The following is a 15,114-nucleotide window of genomic DNA, read 5'->3' as shown; positions in this document are numbered from 1 at the left end:
CCCAAGCATTTAGATTTGCTGGCAGTTATTCATTCGCCGGTTTTGGGCCGGCACTCATACCCATTCAGGATTCTGTTCATGGCTCTTAAACTGAATATTGTAATCTGCAGTACCCGCCCGGGCCGCATTGGCCCATCCATCGCAACCTGGTTTCACGAGTTTGCAGAAAACAACTCCGGCTTTGACTGCGAACTGATCGATTTGGCGGATTTTGATCTGCCAGTCTACAACGAAGCAGAGCATCCGCGCTCAGGCATCTACGCGCACGACCGCACCAAGCGCTGGTCTGAAAGCGTTAACTCTGCCGATGCTTATGTGTTCGTGATGCCAGAATACAACTACTGCCCACCACCCGCTTTTGTGAACGCTCTGAACTACGTATACAGCGAATGGAACTACAAGCCATGCGGCTTCGTAAGCTACGGCGGTGCCGCAGGCGGTGTCCGTGCTGCAACCCTGGCCCGCGAGTTGGTAACCACGCTGAAGATGATGCCGATGGTTGAAGGCGTTATGGTGCCCATGGCCTGGAACCACCTGGACGAAGACAAGGTGTTTCATTCCAACGAACTGATTGACCCATCCGCCACCGCGATGCTGACCGAAATGGAAAAATGGGCAACTGCTCTGAAGACCATGCGCTGATGCGCGGCGGGGATAAGCAACCATGCAACGGAGCCCAGAACGGGCTCCGTGCCAGAAAAATCAGAACAAGTTGGCGTTAAGCCACATGTGGGTTGCGATGGAAGCAGCGTAACCGAGTGCAATAACCGGAGCCCAGCGCAAATGCGACATGAGGGTGTAATAGCCCCTTGCCTGGCCCATCAACGCAACGCCCGCGGCAGAGCCGATGGATAGCATGGATCCGCCAACGCCAGCGGTAAGCGTTACCAGCAGCCACTGGCCGTGGGACATGTCCGGTTCCATTGATAGCACGGCGAACATCACCGGAATGTTATCCACAATGGCGGACATAACACCCACTGCAATGTTCGCACCTGTTGCGTTCCAGTCGCTATACAGGATCTGTGACACCTCCGACAGATAACCAATATATCCAAGCCCGCCCACGCACAGCACCACACCGTAGAAAAACAGCAGCGTATCCCACTCAGTACGCGCCATCGGATTGAATATGTCGAAAGGCACAGCCTTATCGAGGCGAGCAAGCAGGCGGGTGTTTTTATGGCTTTCCGCCCAGACCCGCTCACGGGCAACACCACGCTTGAAGCTGAGCTGCAAGTAATAGCTCAGGAACTGCAGATATGCCAGCCCCATCATCATGCCAACGACGGCCGGCAGGTGCAGGAAGTTGTGGCCCAGCACAGCGGTAGTAATAGTGAGCAAAAACAGCACCACGGTGCGACGAGCGCCGCGCTTCATAATCACCGGGTCCGATGCATCCCTGGGTGGTTCATTGGGAATGGCAAAACTCATGATCACCGCGGGCACCAGGAAATTAACCGCGGCAGGAATAAACAGCCGGAAGAACTCGGTAAACTCAACCACACCTTTCTGCCAGACCATTAGCGTTGTGATATCACCAAACGGCGAGAAGGCTCCGCCAGCGTTTGCCGCCACCACAATATTGATACAGCCAAGGCCGATGAAACGCGGGCTGTCTTCACCCACTTTCAGCAGTACTGCACACATAAGCAGGGCTGTGGTCAGGTTATCGGCAATCGGTGAGATAAAGAATGCCAGTAGCCCGGTAATCCAGAACAGGCTGAGGTAGCTGAAACCTTTACTTACCAGCCAACCGCGCAGCGCATCAAAAAGCTGGCGCTCCTCCATGGCGTTTATATACGTCATCGCCACCAGCAGGAACAACAAGAGTTCAGAATATTCCAGCAGGTTGTGTTTCAAAGCCGCGTTGGCACTCTCGGTATCGCCACTCATGGCGGCGGCACCGGCTACCAGAAACCAGATCAAGCCAGCAGCCAGCAGCACCGGCTTGGACTTGCGCAGGTGCAGCTTTTCCTCAAGCATCACAAACGCATAAGCGATAACAAAGATAACGATGGCGATATAACCCACCGGGTGATGGGTAAGGCTCTGACTTCCGGATGTGGCTGCGCTGGCAAATGCACTGAACACGAAGGCTGTGATTGCGCAAATGGCAAGCGCCAATTTCTTCAGGGCACTATGAGAGATGTCGGTTCGCCATTGGCAACGCCGGACGGGTAACTTATCGGAACGGCTGATTTCAGTCATGGTATTTGGCTCAAAAATTGGGGTGCACATTATCAATCAAAGTGCACCCGGCAAACCATAGCTTTCGTCAAGTCGACTTGATCAGCTATACAAAGACTCGATCACCTCTGTGTATTTCTCATAGATTTTGCTACGGCGCACTTTCATCGTGGCTGTTACTTCATCATCGTCGTGATCCAGTTCTTTGCTCAGCAGGTGGAAACGCTTGATCTGCGCCACTTGTGGCAGCTTGCTATTGCCCTGGTTCACCTCTGACTGAATCAGCTCCTGCACCTTTTCATGCTCGGTAAGGCTGCGGAACGTAGTGTAGGCAATTCGCTCCTGCTCTGCCCATTTGGCGGCGGTTTCAAAATCAACCTGAATCAATGCCGAGACATACTTTCGGGCCTCACCAATGACAATGCATTCCTTGATATAGGGGCTCGCCTTGATCGTATTTTCGATCTCCGTGGGCGACAAGTTCTTGCCTCCTGCGGTAATCATGATGTCCTTGAGACGGTCGACAATTCTCAGTTGCCCGTCCTGCCACTCGCCGACATCGCCAGTGTGCAACCAACCATCCCTGAGGGTGGCCTCGGTTGCCTCATCGTTCTTGTAGTAGCCTTTGAACACCATGCCACCTCGCATGATGATTTCATTCATTTCCCCCAACGCCACCTCAAGCCCGGAAACAGCCGTACCGACGGTACCAAGACAAACATTATCCACGCGCTGAGCGGTTGCCACACCCGTGCTTTCGGTCTGGCCAAAAACCTCAACGAGAGGCACGCCCAGGGTTCGGAAAAACTTGAGAATACCCGTTGAGATCGGTGCCGCACCTGTCAACGCAATGGTGCAACGGCGCAGCCCGATAAAGTTCTGCAAAGCACGGAACACCAGCCAGTAGTACACGCTGTAGGTAAGCCGCTCACCAAGGCTCCATTTGGCCTTGGGCTTGGTCGCCATTGGCTCACAGGCTTTCATGGCTCGATCAAAAAGCATCTGCCGAAAACGCCCGGTCTCCTGCATTTTGATGTAGATGGAGGAATGCAGCTTTTCCCAGATCCGCGGAACACCCAGGAAAAAGGTAGGGGCAATTTCCCGTAGGTCTTCCTGGATCGTGCGCAAGCTTTCGCCAAAGCTCACCGCACTGCCCACATATATCGGCGCAATATTGGTCAGAGCCTGCTCGGCCACATGGCACAGTGGCAGGTAAGACAAACTGGTGCTGTGCTCATCCACATCCAACAGTTCAACAAGCCCGGGCGCACCCGCATGCAGGTTGCCCCAGCTGATCATTGCTCCTTTTGGCCGGCCGGTAGAGCCGGAGGTGTAGATCATCAGGGCAATGTCGTCCATTTGCTGGCTGTCGAGCAGCTCGTCAATCAGCCCAGGATGGCTTTTCTCGAATTCCCGACCTGTGTTTTCGATATCTTCGAACGACGATGGCGGCTCGGAATATGACCGCAGCCCTTTAGGGTCAATAACAATATTGTGTTTGAGCTGCGGCAACTGAGGCCAGGCTTCCAGTACCTTGTCGGTCTGTTCCTGATCTTCACACACCACAATCTCTGCATCGCTGTGTTCCAGCACGTAGGCCACTTCGTTCCACGGGCTGGTTGGATAAACACCAACACAGATCCCTTTCACCAGGCCAATACCCATCTGGGCGATAACCCACTCCACACGATTTTCAGAAATAATGGCAACGTGGCCGCCTTCGGAAAGGCCGAGCGCTCGCAGGCCCAGACCGAAGTGCCGGGCCCGCTGGTAATAGTCCTGCCAGGAACAGGCCTGCCAGATACCGAAATCTTTCTGGCGAAGCGCCAGCATATCCGGGCGCTCTTTGGCATGCGCACGAAGCATTTGCGTCAGTGTCAGATCACGAATTTGCGATGTGGTCATGACAGCCACCGTTTGCGACGCTTGTAGTGCTTGATGTCGCGGTAACTGCGGGCTTCACCCTCGTTACCACCAACGCCCAGATAGAATTCCTGCACATCCTCGTTGCTTGCGAGCTTGTCTGCCGGGCCATCGATCACGATTTTGCCGTTCTCCATAATGTAACCGTATGAAGCAATAGCGAGTGACACAGCCGCATTCTGTTCTACCAACAGTATGGCCGTACCCTGCTCCCGGTTTATGCGGGCAATAATGGTGAAGATTTCTTCCACAAGCTGCGGAGCCAGCCCAAGCGACGGCTCGTCCAGCATGATCAGTTCTGGCTGAGCAATCAGCGCCCGACCAAGTGCCAGCATCTGTTGCTCGCCGCCGGAAAGGTAACCCGCAAGTTGCTTGCGCCGTTCCCGAAGGCGGGGGAAGTAGTCGTAAACCAGCTCGTAGGATTCGCTCAGTGAGGTTTTACGCCCACTGAGCGCGTAGGTTGCTGCAACGAGATTTTCCTCAACAGTCAGGTCTTCAAATACGCGGCGCCCTTCCATAACATGAAAAAGGCCATCGCGAACCAGTTTTTCCGGTGCCATCCCTTTTAGTGGGTGGCCCTTGAAGCGGATCTCGCCGGCCGTTACTTCGCCGTCCTCCAGAGCCAACAACCCGGACACACTTTTCAGTGTCGTGGATTTGCCCGCGCCGTTGGAACCCAGCAGCGCCACAATGGCGCCACGGGGAACACGCAGTGACAGGCCCCGGAGAACCTGCACCGCCTTGTTGTAAACCACTTCTATGTTATCGATTTCCAGCAAGGCTTCCATACAGCGTCTCAGTCGAGGTGAATCCAGTCAGATACCGGCTCATATCGGGCTTCTTTAGCGTTTACGCGCCAGATACGGCCAACCGGGAACGACATGTCCTGCACCGTAACCGGAACCCCGATAATGCCGCCGGTGTCCCAATTCTCAATTGAAGCCAGAGATTCGGCCATGTTTTCGGCCGTCAGCTCTTTGCCTGCATCCATGGTGCGCTTGACCACTTCGGTCCATACCATGGCGTTAAACCAGCCCTGCATGTAACCGGTCGGGCGATAACCAGCCTCCGGATCACTCTTCTCTGCCGTAGCGCGCAGTGCATCGAGCACCGGCCCGCTTTCTGCGCTGTCATAGTAGTTGTACGGCATAACGCCCATATAGCCGTCGGCGTCTTCCCCCATCTTGTTGATGATCAACTTGTCGCTGGACCAAAAGGTACCCATAAACTGGGTATCCAGGCCCATCTGCCGCATCTGCACCATGAACTCGTTTATGGGTGACAACACATACCCGTGGAATATAACGAAGTCCGGGCGCACCCGGCGCAGCTTCAGTATTTCTGCAGACACATCCACACTGCCGGGCTTGGTGACGATTTCTTCGACCACTTCGATACCCATTTCGGCCGCTTTGGCCTTGCCGTTTTCAACAGGGTCTTTGCCGAACTCGGTATCGCTGTAGACAAAGGCGACAGTAGGCATATCGCCCTCTTTGCCCTGGGTCGCAATGTACTCAAGGATAATCCCGAACATCTGGCTGTAGTTCGGGCCGGGAATGAACTGATACGGATACTGCTCGTTGTTCGTCAGCGCTGTGGCGAAGGATGCACCACTCATCAGCGTGGTACCTCTGCTGTTCAGTTCCGAGGCAATGGTTTTCATGAACCCGGTGCTGTCGCCGTAGTAGACCGGAACCGTGTTGCTGCCGGTAATTTTCTTGAAGGCGGCTACCGAGCGATCGACTTCATAGCCGGTGTCTTCCATTACATACTTCACCGGATGGCCGTTGATACCACCCTCGCTGTTGATCCAGGTTGTATAGTCAGTCAGGCCAGCGTGGAGGTGCACACCGGCAAAGGCGAATACACCAGACAGCGGGATAGAGCCACCGAATACAATAGGTTCTTTGTCCTGTGCCATCGCGGGCGCCGCTACCACCAGGGCTGCGGCAACACTGCCGATGCCTGCGAGCCTGCGGCCCTTATTGAGAATGCTTTTGAACATGTTTCTTCTCCTTGCGGCTTCTTGTTGTTAAATCCACTAGTTCTTGAAGGGCCATAAACTGAAAAAGCGCCGTATGCGGTGCCAGATCTCCGCCAGCCCATGCGGTTCAAAGATAAGAAAACCGACGATCAGGGCACCGAAGATAATTTCGAGCATCGGTGACATGAATATCGGCGCATTTGGATAAAACGGTGTCAGTGCGGTAGTGAGCAGTTTGAGGATTTCCGGGATCAGCGTCATGAATGCCGCACCGAGTATGCCGCCCAGCAGGTTCCCCATGCCGCCAACAATAACGGCCGCCAGATAAAAAATGGACATGGAGAGCGGGAAGCTTTCCGGTGTCACAACCCGGAAAAAATAAGCAAACAGACCACCGGCAACCCCGGCATAAAACGAGCTGAGCGCAAAAGACATCAACTTGTAATGCAGTAGGTTGATGCCAAGAATCTCTGCCGAAATATCTCTGTCCCGGATCGCGATAAACGCCCGGCCTATACGGGTACGGAATACATTCCTGGCAGCAAGTACCATGAGTACCGCCAGCGGCACAATGATGAAGTACATTCCGAAATCGCTTTGAAACGTCAAGCCGAACAGGTGCGCCGGCTCGAGGCTCAGCCCGCCCATGCCACCGGTTACAGACTCCCACTCTGCGAAGATAAAGTGCAGGAAAACACTGGCTGCGAGCGTGGCAATGGCCAGGTACAACCCCTTGACTCTGAGGGATGGAAGCCCGACAAGAATACCCACCGCCGCCGCAAGCAGCCCTGCCAGTATCAGCGTAACGGGAAAAGGCAATCCCGTATTCGCCGACAGCCAGGCCACGGTGTATCCACCCACCCCCATAAAGCCCGCCTGCCCCAGAGAAATCAGGCCGGTAAAGCCGGTGAGAATGTTCAGCCCTGTGGTGCTGATAACGGCAATACCCACCAGACACCCCAGGTACAACAGGTAAGCGTCGGCCATAAACGGAAAGAGCAGAAGCGCCAGCAAAAAAAGCGCAAACCATATTTTCTGTGTGGAGCTGGTCAGGATGGCCTCATCGGCCTCATAGCTCTGCTTGGCGTCACCAATGCGCATTTTACACTCGCTCTATTTCGTGGGTGCCAAAAAGGCCATAGGGGCGGAAAATCAGAATAACGGCCAGCACTGCGAACGTAGCCGGCATGCGGTACTCACCACCCAGATAGGCGCCTGCCACTGTTTCCAGCCAACCGATAAAAACTCCGGCAATCAATGCTCCAACAATACTGTCGAGCCCCCCGACGATCACCACCACCAGAACACTGAGGCCGATAGCGCCGAACTGTGGGCTCAGGCCACCGGTCGCGGCCACCAGAACACCCGCAAGCGATGCTGCAAGAGAGCCAAACACCCACGCCAGATTAAATACGCGCCGCACGTTAATGCCCATAGAGTAGGCAGCCGCCTGGTCCGAAGCGGTCGCACGCAATGCAACACCACCACGGGAAAAGCGGAAATACAGCAGGTAAATGGTGAGCACCGCAGCACCGATAAGGAAACCGTAGGCAATCTTGGGCGCCAGATACATCTCACCTATGAACACCGGTTTGCGAGGTAAAAATCCCGGTAGCAACTGCGGGTCGGCACCCCATATCATTTCAACCACACCCACCAGAATACTGGCGATGCCGATAGTGACCATAACCACCGAAATCGAGGATTCTCCCAGCATCGGGCGAATCATGACTTTTTCAATCACACCACCCAGAAGGCTTCCGCCAAGTACCGCGAGTGGCAGAGCTACCCAGGGCGACATTTCCATGCCACCGGCAAAGGCCAGAAAAAGATAGGCCGCGAACATCATGATTTCGCCGATGGCAAAGTTGATGACCCGGGTGGCTTTGTAGATGATCACAAAACCCAGCCCGATCAGAGCATAGAGGCCGCCCATTGCCAGACCCGCAAGACTGATTTCCCCAAAAAACAGCCAGTCCATTCAGGCCACCTCACGATCGGGGTTAAGTTTCTTGCGCAGGCTGTCCATATCACTGGTGCCGAGATATGCCTCGATAACCTGCTGGTTATTCTGCACTTCTGAAGGTAAACCCTCTGCAATCACCTGGCCAAAATTGAGCACGGCGATGTGGTCGGAAATATCCATGACCATGCCCATATCATGCTCGACCATCAAAACCGTTACGCCCCACTCTTCCCGGATATCCAGGATAAACCGGGCCATGTCTTCTTTTTCTTCACGATTCATTCCGGCAACAGGCTCGTCCAGCATGAGTACCTTTGGCCGCATTGCCAGGGCACGTGCCAACTCTACGCGCTTCTGCAGGCCGTAAGACAAGCTGGCTACCGGCTGACGTCGTATGTGGTCAATCTCCAGAAAATCGATAATGTGGCGTTCGACCTCCTGCCGCACGGCCATTTCCTCGCGACGCGCAGCGCCAAAATAAGCCAGGGAGCCCAGCAGTCCGCTTTTCATGTGGACATGGGCCCCCAGTTTGATGTTATCGAGCACGGTCATACCCCGGAACAGGGCAATATTCTGGAAAGTTCTTGCAAGACCAAGAGCTGCGCGGGCGGGCGGTTTTGTGCCGGTTAGCGCCTTACCCTGATAGGTGATGGTGCCCTGCTGGGGTTTGTAAAAACCGGAGATACAGTTAAAAAGTGAGGTTTTTCCGGCGCCGTTCGGGCCGATCACAGTCGTAACGGTATTTTCCGGTACACGAAAACTGACACCCTGTAGCGCCTTTACTCCACCGAACGACAGCGAGAGGTTATTAATTTCGAGGATACTGGACATTATTCCCCGCATATCCGTAGCTTATGGTTATTGTTGTTTACGTAAACGTCAGGTTAATTTCCTGCGTCGGAATAAAAGTAGACCATTCTCACGATAAAACCAAGGCTAATTATTCTATGGTTTTCCAATTGTTATACGACCACTCTCAGCGATCAACGGCGGCCTTCAGCCCCTGCGCTTCTCCCAGATCGTCAACTCGGAAAAGCTGTACTGGAACTTGTTGCGCGTTTCACGGATTACAAAGGGCAGGCTTCGAGGCTCCATCAACAGGGTAAAATGTGGCGCCAGCATGTCGCGCAAACCATCGAATGTGCTGTAGTCCTCGCCGTCTTTCTGGAACCCCCCCACCCATTTATCCATCGGAGTGTACTCTTCCAGCCAGGTATAAGGTGAGGCGATCAGCAAGAGCCCGTCGTTATTCAGGCGTTCGTGAATGCGAGTCAGAAACAGTGAAGGGTCGTACAGCCTGTCTATCAGGTTACCTGCCAGCACCAGATCATACCCCGTGAAATCGGGCTTGAGATCGCAAGCATCACCCTGATGGAACGCCACGCGTTCGGCCACTTCCTCCAGATCCAAAGATGCCAGCGAGCGCTCCTGAAATGTCACCAGGGCGCCCTCCTCGGGCCGGGCGTACCGAACCAGCTTATCCCGGGCCATTGTCTGACACTGATTCACAAACTTATTGGAATAATCGATGCCATCCACATGGGCAAATTCTCTCGCCAGCTCAAAGCTGGTGCGGCCACAGGCGCAACCAATGTCCAGGGCCCGCCCTGGCGTTCGACCATCCATCGCATCAATCGCCACCTTGGCCAGCGCCCGGGGGAAATTGGCTTCGCCATGCCACTGCTCACCAAAGTGAAACTCCAGGTACTGGGCCAGTGTGGTGTCGTCTTCATAGTAGGCACTTTGCTGCACAGTGGTTTCCTTCTTGGTGGTGGGCCTATGTGCGCCCCGGTATTCTGAACTGCCCTGGGGTAGCAGGGCCTTCAAGTGCTATCCTAGCATTATGAACAAATTTCCTGACTACTCACTACTGGAACTCGCTTCGGTTCGCGAAGGTGATTCCGTAGGCAACACGCTGGCGAACAGCGTGGCCTACGCGCAGCACGCCGAATCACTTGGCTTCAAACGATTCTGGCTGGCCGAACACCATAATATGGAGGGGATCAGCAGCTCGGCGACCTCGGTGCTGATCGGGCTCATTGCTGGCAAAACCCAAACCATTCGGGTTGGCTCCGGCGGCGTGATGTTGCCTAACCACCCGCCGTTGGTGATAGCTGAACAGTTCGGAACACTTGAAAGCATTTACCCCGGTCGCATTGACCTGGGCCTTGGCCGGGCGCCGGGCACAGACCCAATAACGGCGCGCGCCCTGCGTCGGGATGGCTTGGGTGCGGAACAGTTCCCGGAAGATGTTGCGCAACTGCAGTCACTGCTTGGCCCCCTAAGGCCAGGCCAAGCCGTGAAAGCCATTCCGGGAGCAGGCACCAAGGTGCCGATCTGGCTGCTTGGTTCCAGCCTCTACAGTGCCCAACTAGCCGCTATGCGCGGCCTACCCTATTCCTTTGCCGGGCATTTTGCGCCGCGCCTGTATCGTGAAGCCCTGAAGGTGTACCAGGATAACTTTCAGCCTTCCGAGCAGCTGCAGAAGCCTTACAGTATGCTGGCAGTTCCCGCTGTGCCTGCCGCAAGCAGCGAGGAAGCAAACTACCTGGCAACCACCAGCTACCAGCGCATTCTGGCGCTCTTCAGGGGGCAGCCTCTGTGGATGAAAGAACCAGTGGCATCTATGGACGGCCTTTGGAATCCTGCTGAAAAAGCAACCGTCAAGGACTTTTTGGGCCTGCAACTACTCGGAGATGCAGCCGCCATTAAATCCCAGATAAATGAACTGCTGGCCAGCGTAGAAGTGGACGAACTTATGTTTACCGTTGATATCCACGACCCGGAGAAGCGCCGGTATGCGCTCGACATACTGAATGAGACCAGGGAAGGCTAAACCACCATGAATAAAACCATCACACATGTTTTTCTCTCCCATGGCCTGGAAAGCGGGCCTGGGGGAACCAAAATCCAGGCCCTGAAAGCGTTAGCGGAGTCCTTTGCAAGCGTCCAGGCCCATGCCATTGACCATCGAAGTACCAAAGACCCCGCGGTTCGCCTTACCCAGATGCAAGACGCTATAGCTGCCAGCGGTGCAGATCCGCACAATATAATCCTTGCAGGCTCCAGCATGGGAGGCTGGGTATGTGCGCAAGCCAGCGAACAAACTCCGGTTCTGGGATGTTTTCTGCTCGCACCGGCGCTTGCAATGGAGGGGTATCCGCAATCCAGCCCTCGCATCCAGGCCAAACATGTACAGATCATCCACGGCTGGGATGATGATGTGGTCCCGCCAATGCCCGTTATTGAACTCGCCCGGCAACAGGCGCTGCCGGCACTGATTCTGCCCGACAACCATCGCCTGGCAAATAGCCTTCAGCGGATCACAAAAGAGTTCCGATTGTTTCTTGCAAGAGCAGGCATCAAGTAATCGCGCAGTTATTAACCAAAAACCAACCAAACAGCCCAATTTCTTGCGAAAGTCAGTAAGTTTTGCCAGTCTCTACTAATGTAACAATAAATGTCTGAGTACAAATGAACGGAGAAAACCCGATGAGCAGCATGAATAAATTCAAGAAACTGGCCGGAATTTCAGCGTTCGCATTCGCGGCAATGACCGCAGCAAATTCTGTGAACGCGGCCAACTGGCGCTACGCTCACGAAGAGTATGAAGGCGACGTACAGGATGTATACGCATACAAATTCAAGGAGTACATTGAGGACAACTCAGATCACACACTCCAGGTGTACCGTTTTGGTGAGCTCGGCGAGTCCGACGACATCATGGAGCAGACCCAGGCTGGTATCCTGAACTTTGTTAACCAGTCTCCCGGTTTTACTGGCGCGCTGATCCCGGAAGCGCAGATTTTCTTCATTCCCTACCTGATGCCTACAGACATAAGCACGGTTATCGAATTCTTCCGTGAAAGTAAGGCTATCAACGAGGATTTCCCCAAGCTGTATGCGGAAAACGGCCTCGAACTTCTAAAGATGTACCCCGAGGGTGAGTTCGTTATCACGCTGGATGAGCCAGTCACTACGCCCGAGGGCATGAAGAACAAAAAAATCCGGGTTATGACCAACCCCTTGCTGTCAGAAACCTACTCTGCGTTCGGTGCAACACCTACGCCGCTGCCTTGGGGTGAAGTTTACGGTGCTCTGCAGACCAACATGATCAATGGTCAGGAAAACCCGATCTTCTGGATTGAGTCCGGTGGGCTGTATGAAGTATCACCCAACCTGATCTACACCGGGCACGGCTGGTTCACGACTGCGGCAATGGCCAACAAGGATTTCTACGATGGCCTGAAAGATGAGGACAAGAAACTCATTCAGGACGCAGCAGATTACGCCTTTGAGAAAATTATCACCCATATCGATGGCTTGGCGGATGATGCTCTCGCAAAAATCCAGGCGGCCAGCGATGAGGTTACTGTAACGCGCCTGAACGAAGAGCAGATCAAAGCCTTCAAAAAACGCGCACCGCAGGTTGAAGAGAAATTTGTTGAGATGACTGGCCAAGGCGGCAAAGACCTGCTGAACCAGTTCAAGCAAGACTTGAAAGACGTGCAGAACGACTGATTTTTTTCAGAGCACCTGTCCGCCGGCGCCCGCCGGCGGACACTTTATTGAACTGACCCGCCCCGCCAGATATAAATGACCGGTCGGGAGCGACATGATCTGGAGCAGACCCCATGTCCGAGAACATCCCGGAGTTAGAAGACGACACCGGTACTTTTGAGTCCGGTCTGCCCGGGTTTCTGGGAACCATAGACGGATGGATCGCCAACACCGAAGCCGTCATTCTGGCCGCAGGCATTATCCTCATGGCCATAAACACCTGCGTTAATGTTGTTGCGCGATTCGTATTTGGCGAAGGCTTTTTCTTTTCCGGCGAAATCAACCGCATCCTGATTATTCTGGTGACCTTTGCCGGCATAGGCTACGCGGCACGATACGGGCGACACATACGAATGTCTGCGGTTTACGACGCGCTTCCCCCCAAAGGCCGAAAGGTGCTGATGATATTCATTGCCCTGTTCACATCCGCTGTAATGTTTTTCCTGTGCTACCACTCCTACGGATACATTGAGACCCTCTACAGCCGTGGCCGTATTTTGCCCGCATTGGGGTTTGAAATCTGGTGGATTTATATCTGGGCTCCCGTGGGCTTCGCTGTTACCGGCATTCAGTATTTCCTCACGGCTATCAAGAACTTGACCAGTGAAGACGTTTATCTCTCTACCGGGGTGATTGACGGCTACGCTGACTCAGAAACGGAAGTCTGATCCGGGCTAACACCGGGCACGATAATAAAGGGTACACCTATGGCGACAATTCTAATGATCATCATGATCGGGCTGCTACTGCTTGGTTTCCCGATGATGATTCCACTAACGACAGCTGCTGTCGTTGGCTTTGTCATGATGTTCGACGGCTTCGGCCAAATGGGTACCTTCATCCAGCAGATGATGGGGGGCATACGGCCCGCCTCACTGATTGCTGTACCCATGTTCATTCTCGCCGCTGATATCATGACCCGGGGCCAGTCGGCAGACAGGCTGATCAATATGGTTATGGCCTTCATAGGCCATATAAAAGGTGGGCTGGCGATCAGCACGGCTACCTCCTGTACCCTTTTCGGTGCGGTTTCCGGCTCAACCCAGGCAACCGTTGTGGCCGTAGGCTCCCCTTTGCGTCCAAAAATGCTCAAGGCCGGGTATTCCGACTCGTTCACCCTGGCATTGATCATTAACGCCAGCGATATTGCTTTTCTGATACCCCCCAGTATCGGCATGATCATTTACGGGGTTATCTCCCAAACCTCCATCGCAGAACTGTTCATTGCAGGTGTCGGCCCGGGCATATTGATCCTGTTCATGTTCTCGCTCTACTGCCTGTTTTACGCATACAAAAACAAGGTCCCTACTGAACCCAAGGCAAGCTGGCACCAGCGAGCGCTCTCGGTTCGGGATGCCAGTTGGCCGTTGTTTTTCCCGGTAATCATTGTCGGCGGCATCTATGGCGGCATTTTCAGCCCGACAGAAGCTGCGGCGGTGTGCGTGCTCTATGCATTCCTGCTGGAATTCATCATTTTCCGCTCCCTGAAAATTGGTGAAATATACAAAATTGCCAAATCTACTGGCCTGATCACGGCGGTGGTATTCATTCTGGTGGCCGTGGGTAACGGCTTCTCATGGATCATTTCGTTTGCTCAGATCCCCCAGACAATACTGGAGTCTGTTGGCGTAAACGAAGCAGGCCCTGTCGGCGTATTGATTGCGATCTGTGTGGCTTTCTTTGTTGCCTGCATGTTCGTCGATCCCATTGTTGTTATTCTGGTACTGACACCCATTTTCGCACCAGCCATTCAGGCAACAGGCTTGGACCCGGTGCTGGTGGGCGTGCTTATTACCCTGCAGGTTGCGATTGGTTCGGCTACGCCTCCGTTTGGTTGTGACATTTTCACAGCCATCGCGATCTTCAAGCGGCCTTACCTGGAGGTTATTCGGGGCACGCCACCGTTCATTTTCATGCTCATCGCAGCGGCTGGTTTGATAATCGCTTTCCCGCAGATTGCTTTGTTCCTGCGTGATCTTGCTTTTGCAGACTAATGCGCACCAGACTCTGAATACGGAAGGAGATAGGCATGTTCAAACGGATACTGGTGGCGGTAGACGGCTCCAAAACCTCGCTCAAGGCCCTGGATAAGGCCATCGACTTTCAAAAGCTGATGCCTGAGACAGAAATATTCATACTCTGCGTGTATAAGCACCACAGCCTGTTTGAGGCCTCATTGTCTATTGGACGCCCCTCTGACATGGACATACCGGACAAGGTGCTTTCCGAGTACGCCAAAGATGTGGTCAATCACGCCAAGGATATGGCAAAGGATCATGGGGCAACCATGGTTCGGGGCTTTGTGAAAGCGGGCCGACCCTCTAAGGTGATTATAAAGTTTGCCAAGGACAAGGAAGCAGACTTGATCGTAGTGGGCACCCGAGGAACCCATAGCGACAAGGATGGGATGTTTCTGGGCAGTGTTTCGCACCGGGTAGCGGCACACGCCAAATGCCCGGTCCTGGTGGTCTGAACCCCACTTAGTCAACCT

At 54.0% G+C, this 15,114-nt stretch carries 15 protein-coding genes; 7 read left to right on the top strand and 8 right to left on the bottom strand.

What is annotated here, in order from left to right:
• The first annotated feature begins 78 nt into the window (after positions 1-78).
• Positions 79-642 carry an NADPH-dependent FMN reductase gene (locus CDH47_RS06735; protein ID WP_100639084.1) on the top strand — a complete coding sequence of 188 codons (564 nt, stop codon included), beginning with the start codon at positions 79-81 and terminating at the stop codon, positions 640-642.
• Positions 643-702: 60 nt separating this feature from the next.
• Here the strand turns inward: CDH47_RS06735 and nhaD are convergent, their stop codons facing one another.
• From nhaD to CDH47_RS06695, 8 genes are all read right to left on the bottom strand, one after another.
• On the bottom strand, positions 703-2,211 hold the full coding sequence (gene nhaD / locus CDH47_RS06730; RefSeq protein ID WP_100639338.1) for a sodium:proton antiporter NhaD: 1,509 nt from the start codon (positions 2,209-2,211) through the stop codon (positions 703-705).
• 81 nt (positions 2,212-2,292) lie between these two features.
• Positions 2,293-4,095, bottom strand: a complete 1,803-nt coding sequence (locus CDH47_RS06725) for an AMP-dependent synthetase/ligase (RefSeq protein WP_100639083.1) — start codon at positions 4,093-4,095, stop codon at positions 2,293-2,295.
• Positions 4,092-4,901, bottom strand: a complete 810-nt coding sequence (locus CDH47_RS06720) for an ABC transporter ATP-binding protein (RefSeq protein WP_100639082.1) — start codon at positions 4,899-4,901, stop codon at positions 4,092-4,094. Before CDH47_RS06720 ends, CDH47_RS06725 begins: the two co-directional genes overlap by 4 nt.
• An 8-nt stretch (positions 4,902-4,909) precedes the next feature.
• Positions 4,910-6,118, bottom strand: a complete 1,209-nt coding sequence (locus tag CDH47_RS06715; protein ID WP_100639081.1) for an ABC transporter substrate-binding protein — start codon at positions 6,116-6,118, stop codon at positions 4,910-4,912.
• Between the two features lie 36 nt (positions 6,119-6,154).
• A complete protein-coding gene (locus CDH47_RS06710) occupies positions 6,155-7,198 on the bottom strand; it encodes a branched-chain amino acid ABC transporter permease (RefSeq protein WP_100639080.1) in 1,044 nt (347 codons plus the stop codon).
• Between the two features lies 1 nt (position 7,199).
• Entirely contained in the window at positions 7,200-8,078 is an 879-nt protein-coding gene (locus CDH47_RS06705) for a branched-chain amino acid ABC transporter permease (RefSeq protein ID WP_100639079.1), read from the bottom strand.
• The gene (locus CDH47_RS06700; protein ID WP_100639078.1) at positions 8,079-8,894 is read right to left on the bottom strand and encodes an ABC transporter ATP-binding protein; all 816 of its coding nucleotides are present in this window, start codon (positions 8,892-8,894) and stop codon (positions 8,079-8,081) included.
• A 165-nt stretch (positions 8,895-9,059) separates the two neighbouring features.
• Positions 9,060-9,890 (bottom strand): putative 4-mercaptohistidine N1-methyltransferase, encoded by an 831-nt coding sequence (locus CDH47_RS06695; protein ID WP_239985618.1) that lies wholly within the window; start codon positions 9,888-9,890, stop codon positions 9,060-9,062.
• Between the two features lie 16 nt (positions 9,891-9,906).
• Here CDH47_RS06695 and CDH47_RS06690 point away from each other — a divergent pair, with 16 nt between their 5' ends.
• From CDH47_RS06690 to CDH47_RS06665, 6 genes are all read left to right on the top strand, one after another.
• The gene (locus CDH47_RS06690) at positions 9,907-10,899 is read left to right on the top strand and encodes an LLM class flavin-dependent oxidoreductase (RefSeq protein ID WP_100639077.1); all 993 of its coding nucleotides are present in this window, start codon (positions 9,907-9,909) and stop codon (positions 10,897-10,899) included.
• Between the two features lie 6 nt (positions 10,900-10,905).
• The gene (locus CDH47_RS06685) at positions 10,906-11,433 is read left to right on the top strand and encodes a YqiA/YcfP family alpha/beta fold hydrolase (protein ID WP_100639076.1); all 528 of its coding nucleotides are present in this window, start codon (positions 10,906-10,908) and stop codon (positions 11,431-11,433) included.
• 122 nt (positions 11,434-11,555) lie between these two features.
• Positions 11,556-12,584: a TRAP transporter substrate-binding protein gene (locus tag CDH47_RS06680; protein WP_100639075.1), complete on the top strand. Its 1,029-nt coding sequence runs from the start codon at positions 11,556-11,558 to the stop codon at positions 12,582-12,584.
• Positions 12,585-12,697: 113 nt separating this feature from the next.
• Positions 12,698-13,291, top strand: coding sequence for a TRAP transporter small permease (locus tag CDH47_RS06675; RefSeq protein ID WP_100639074.1), 594 nt, complete (start codon positions 12,698-12,700; stop codon positions 13,289-13,291).
• 39 nt (positions 13,292-13,330) lie between these two features.
• A complete protein-coding gene (locus CDH47_RS06670) occupies positions 13,331-14,617 on the top strand; it encodes a TRAP transporter large permease (RefSeq protein ID WP_100639073.1) in 1,287 nt (428 codons plus the stop codon).
• 35 nt (positions 14,618-14,652) lie between these two features.
• Positions 14,653-15,096, top strand: coding sequence for a universal stress protein (locus CDH47_RS06665; RefSeq protein ID WP_100639072.1), 444 nt, complete (start codon positions 14,653-14,655; stop codon positions 15,094-15,096).
• Positions 15,097-15,114: the final 18 nt, after the last annotated feature.

Source organism: Marinobacter salexigens (genome assembly GCF_002806945.1).
Classification (GTDB): domain Bacteria; phylum Pseudomonadota; class Gammaproteobacteria; order Pseudomonadales; family Oleiphilaceae; genus Marinobacter; species Marinobacter salexigens.
This window is presented reverse-complemented; position numbering and strand designations above follow the sequence as displayed.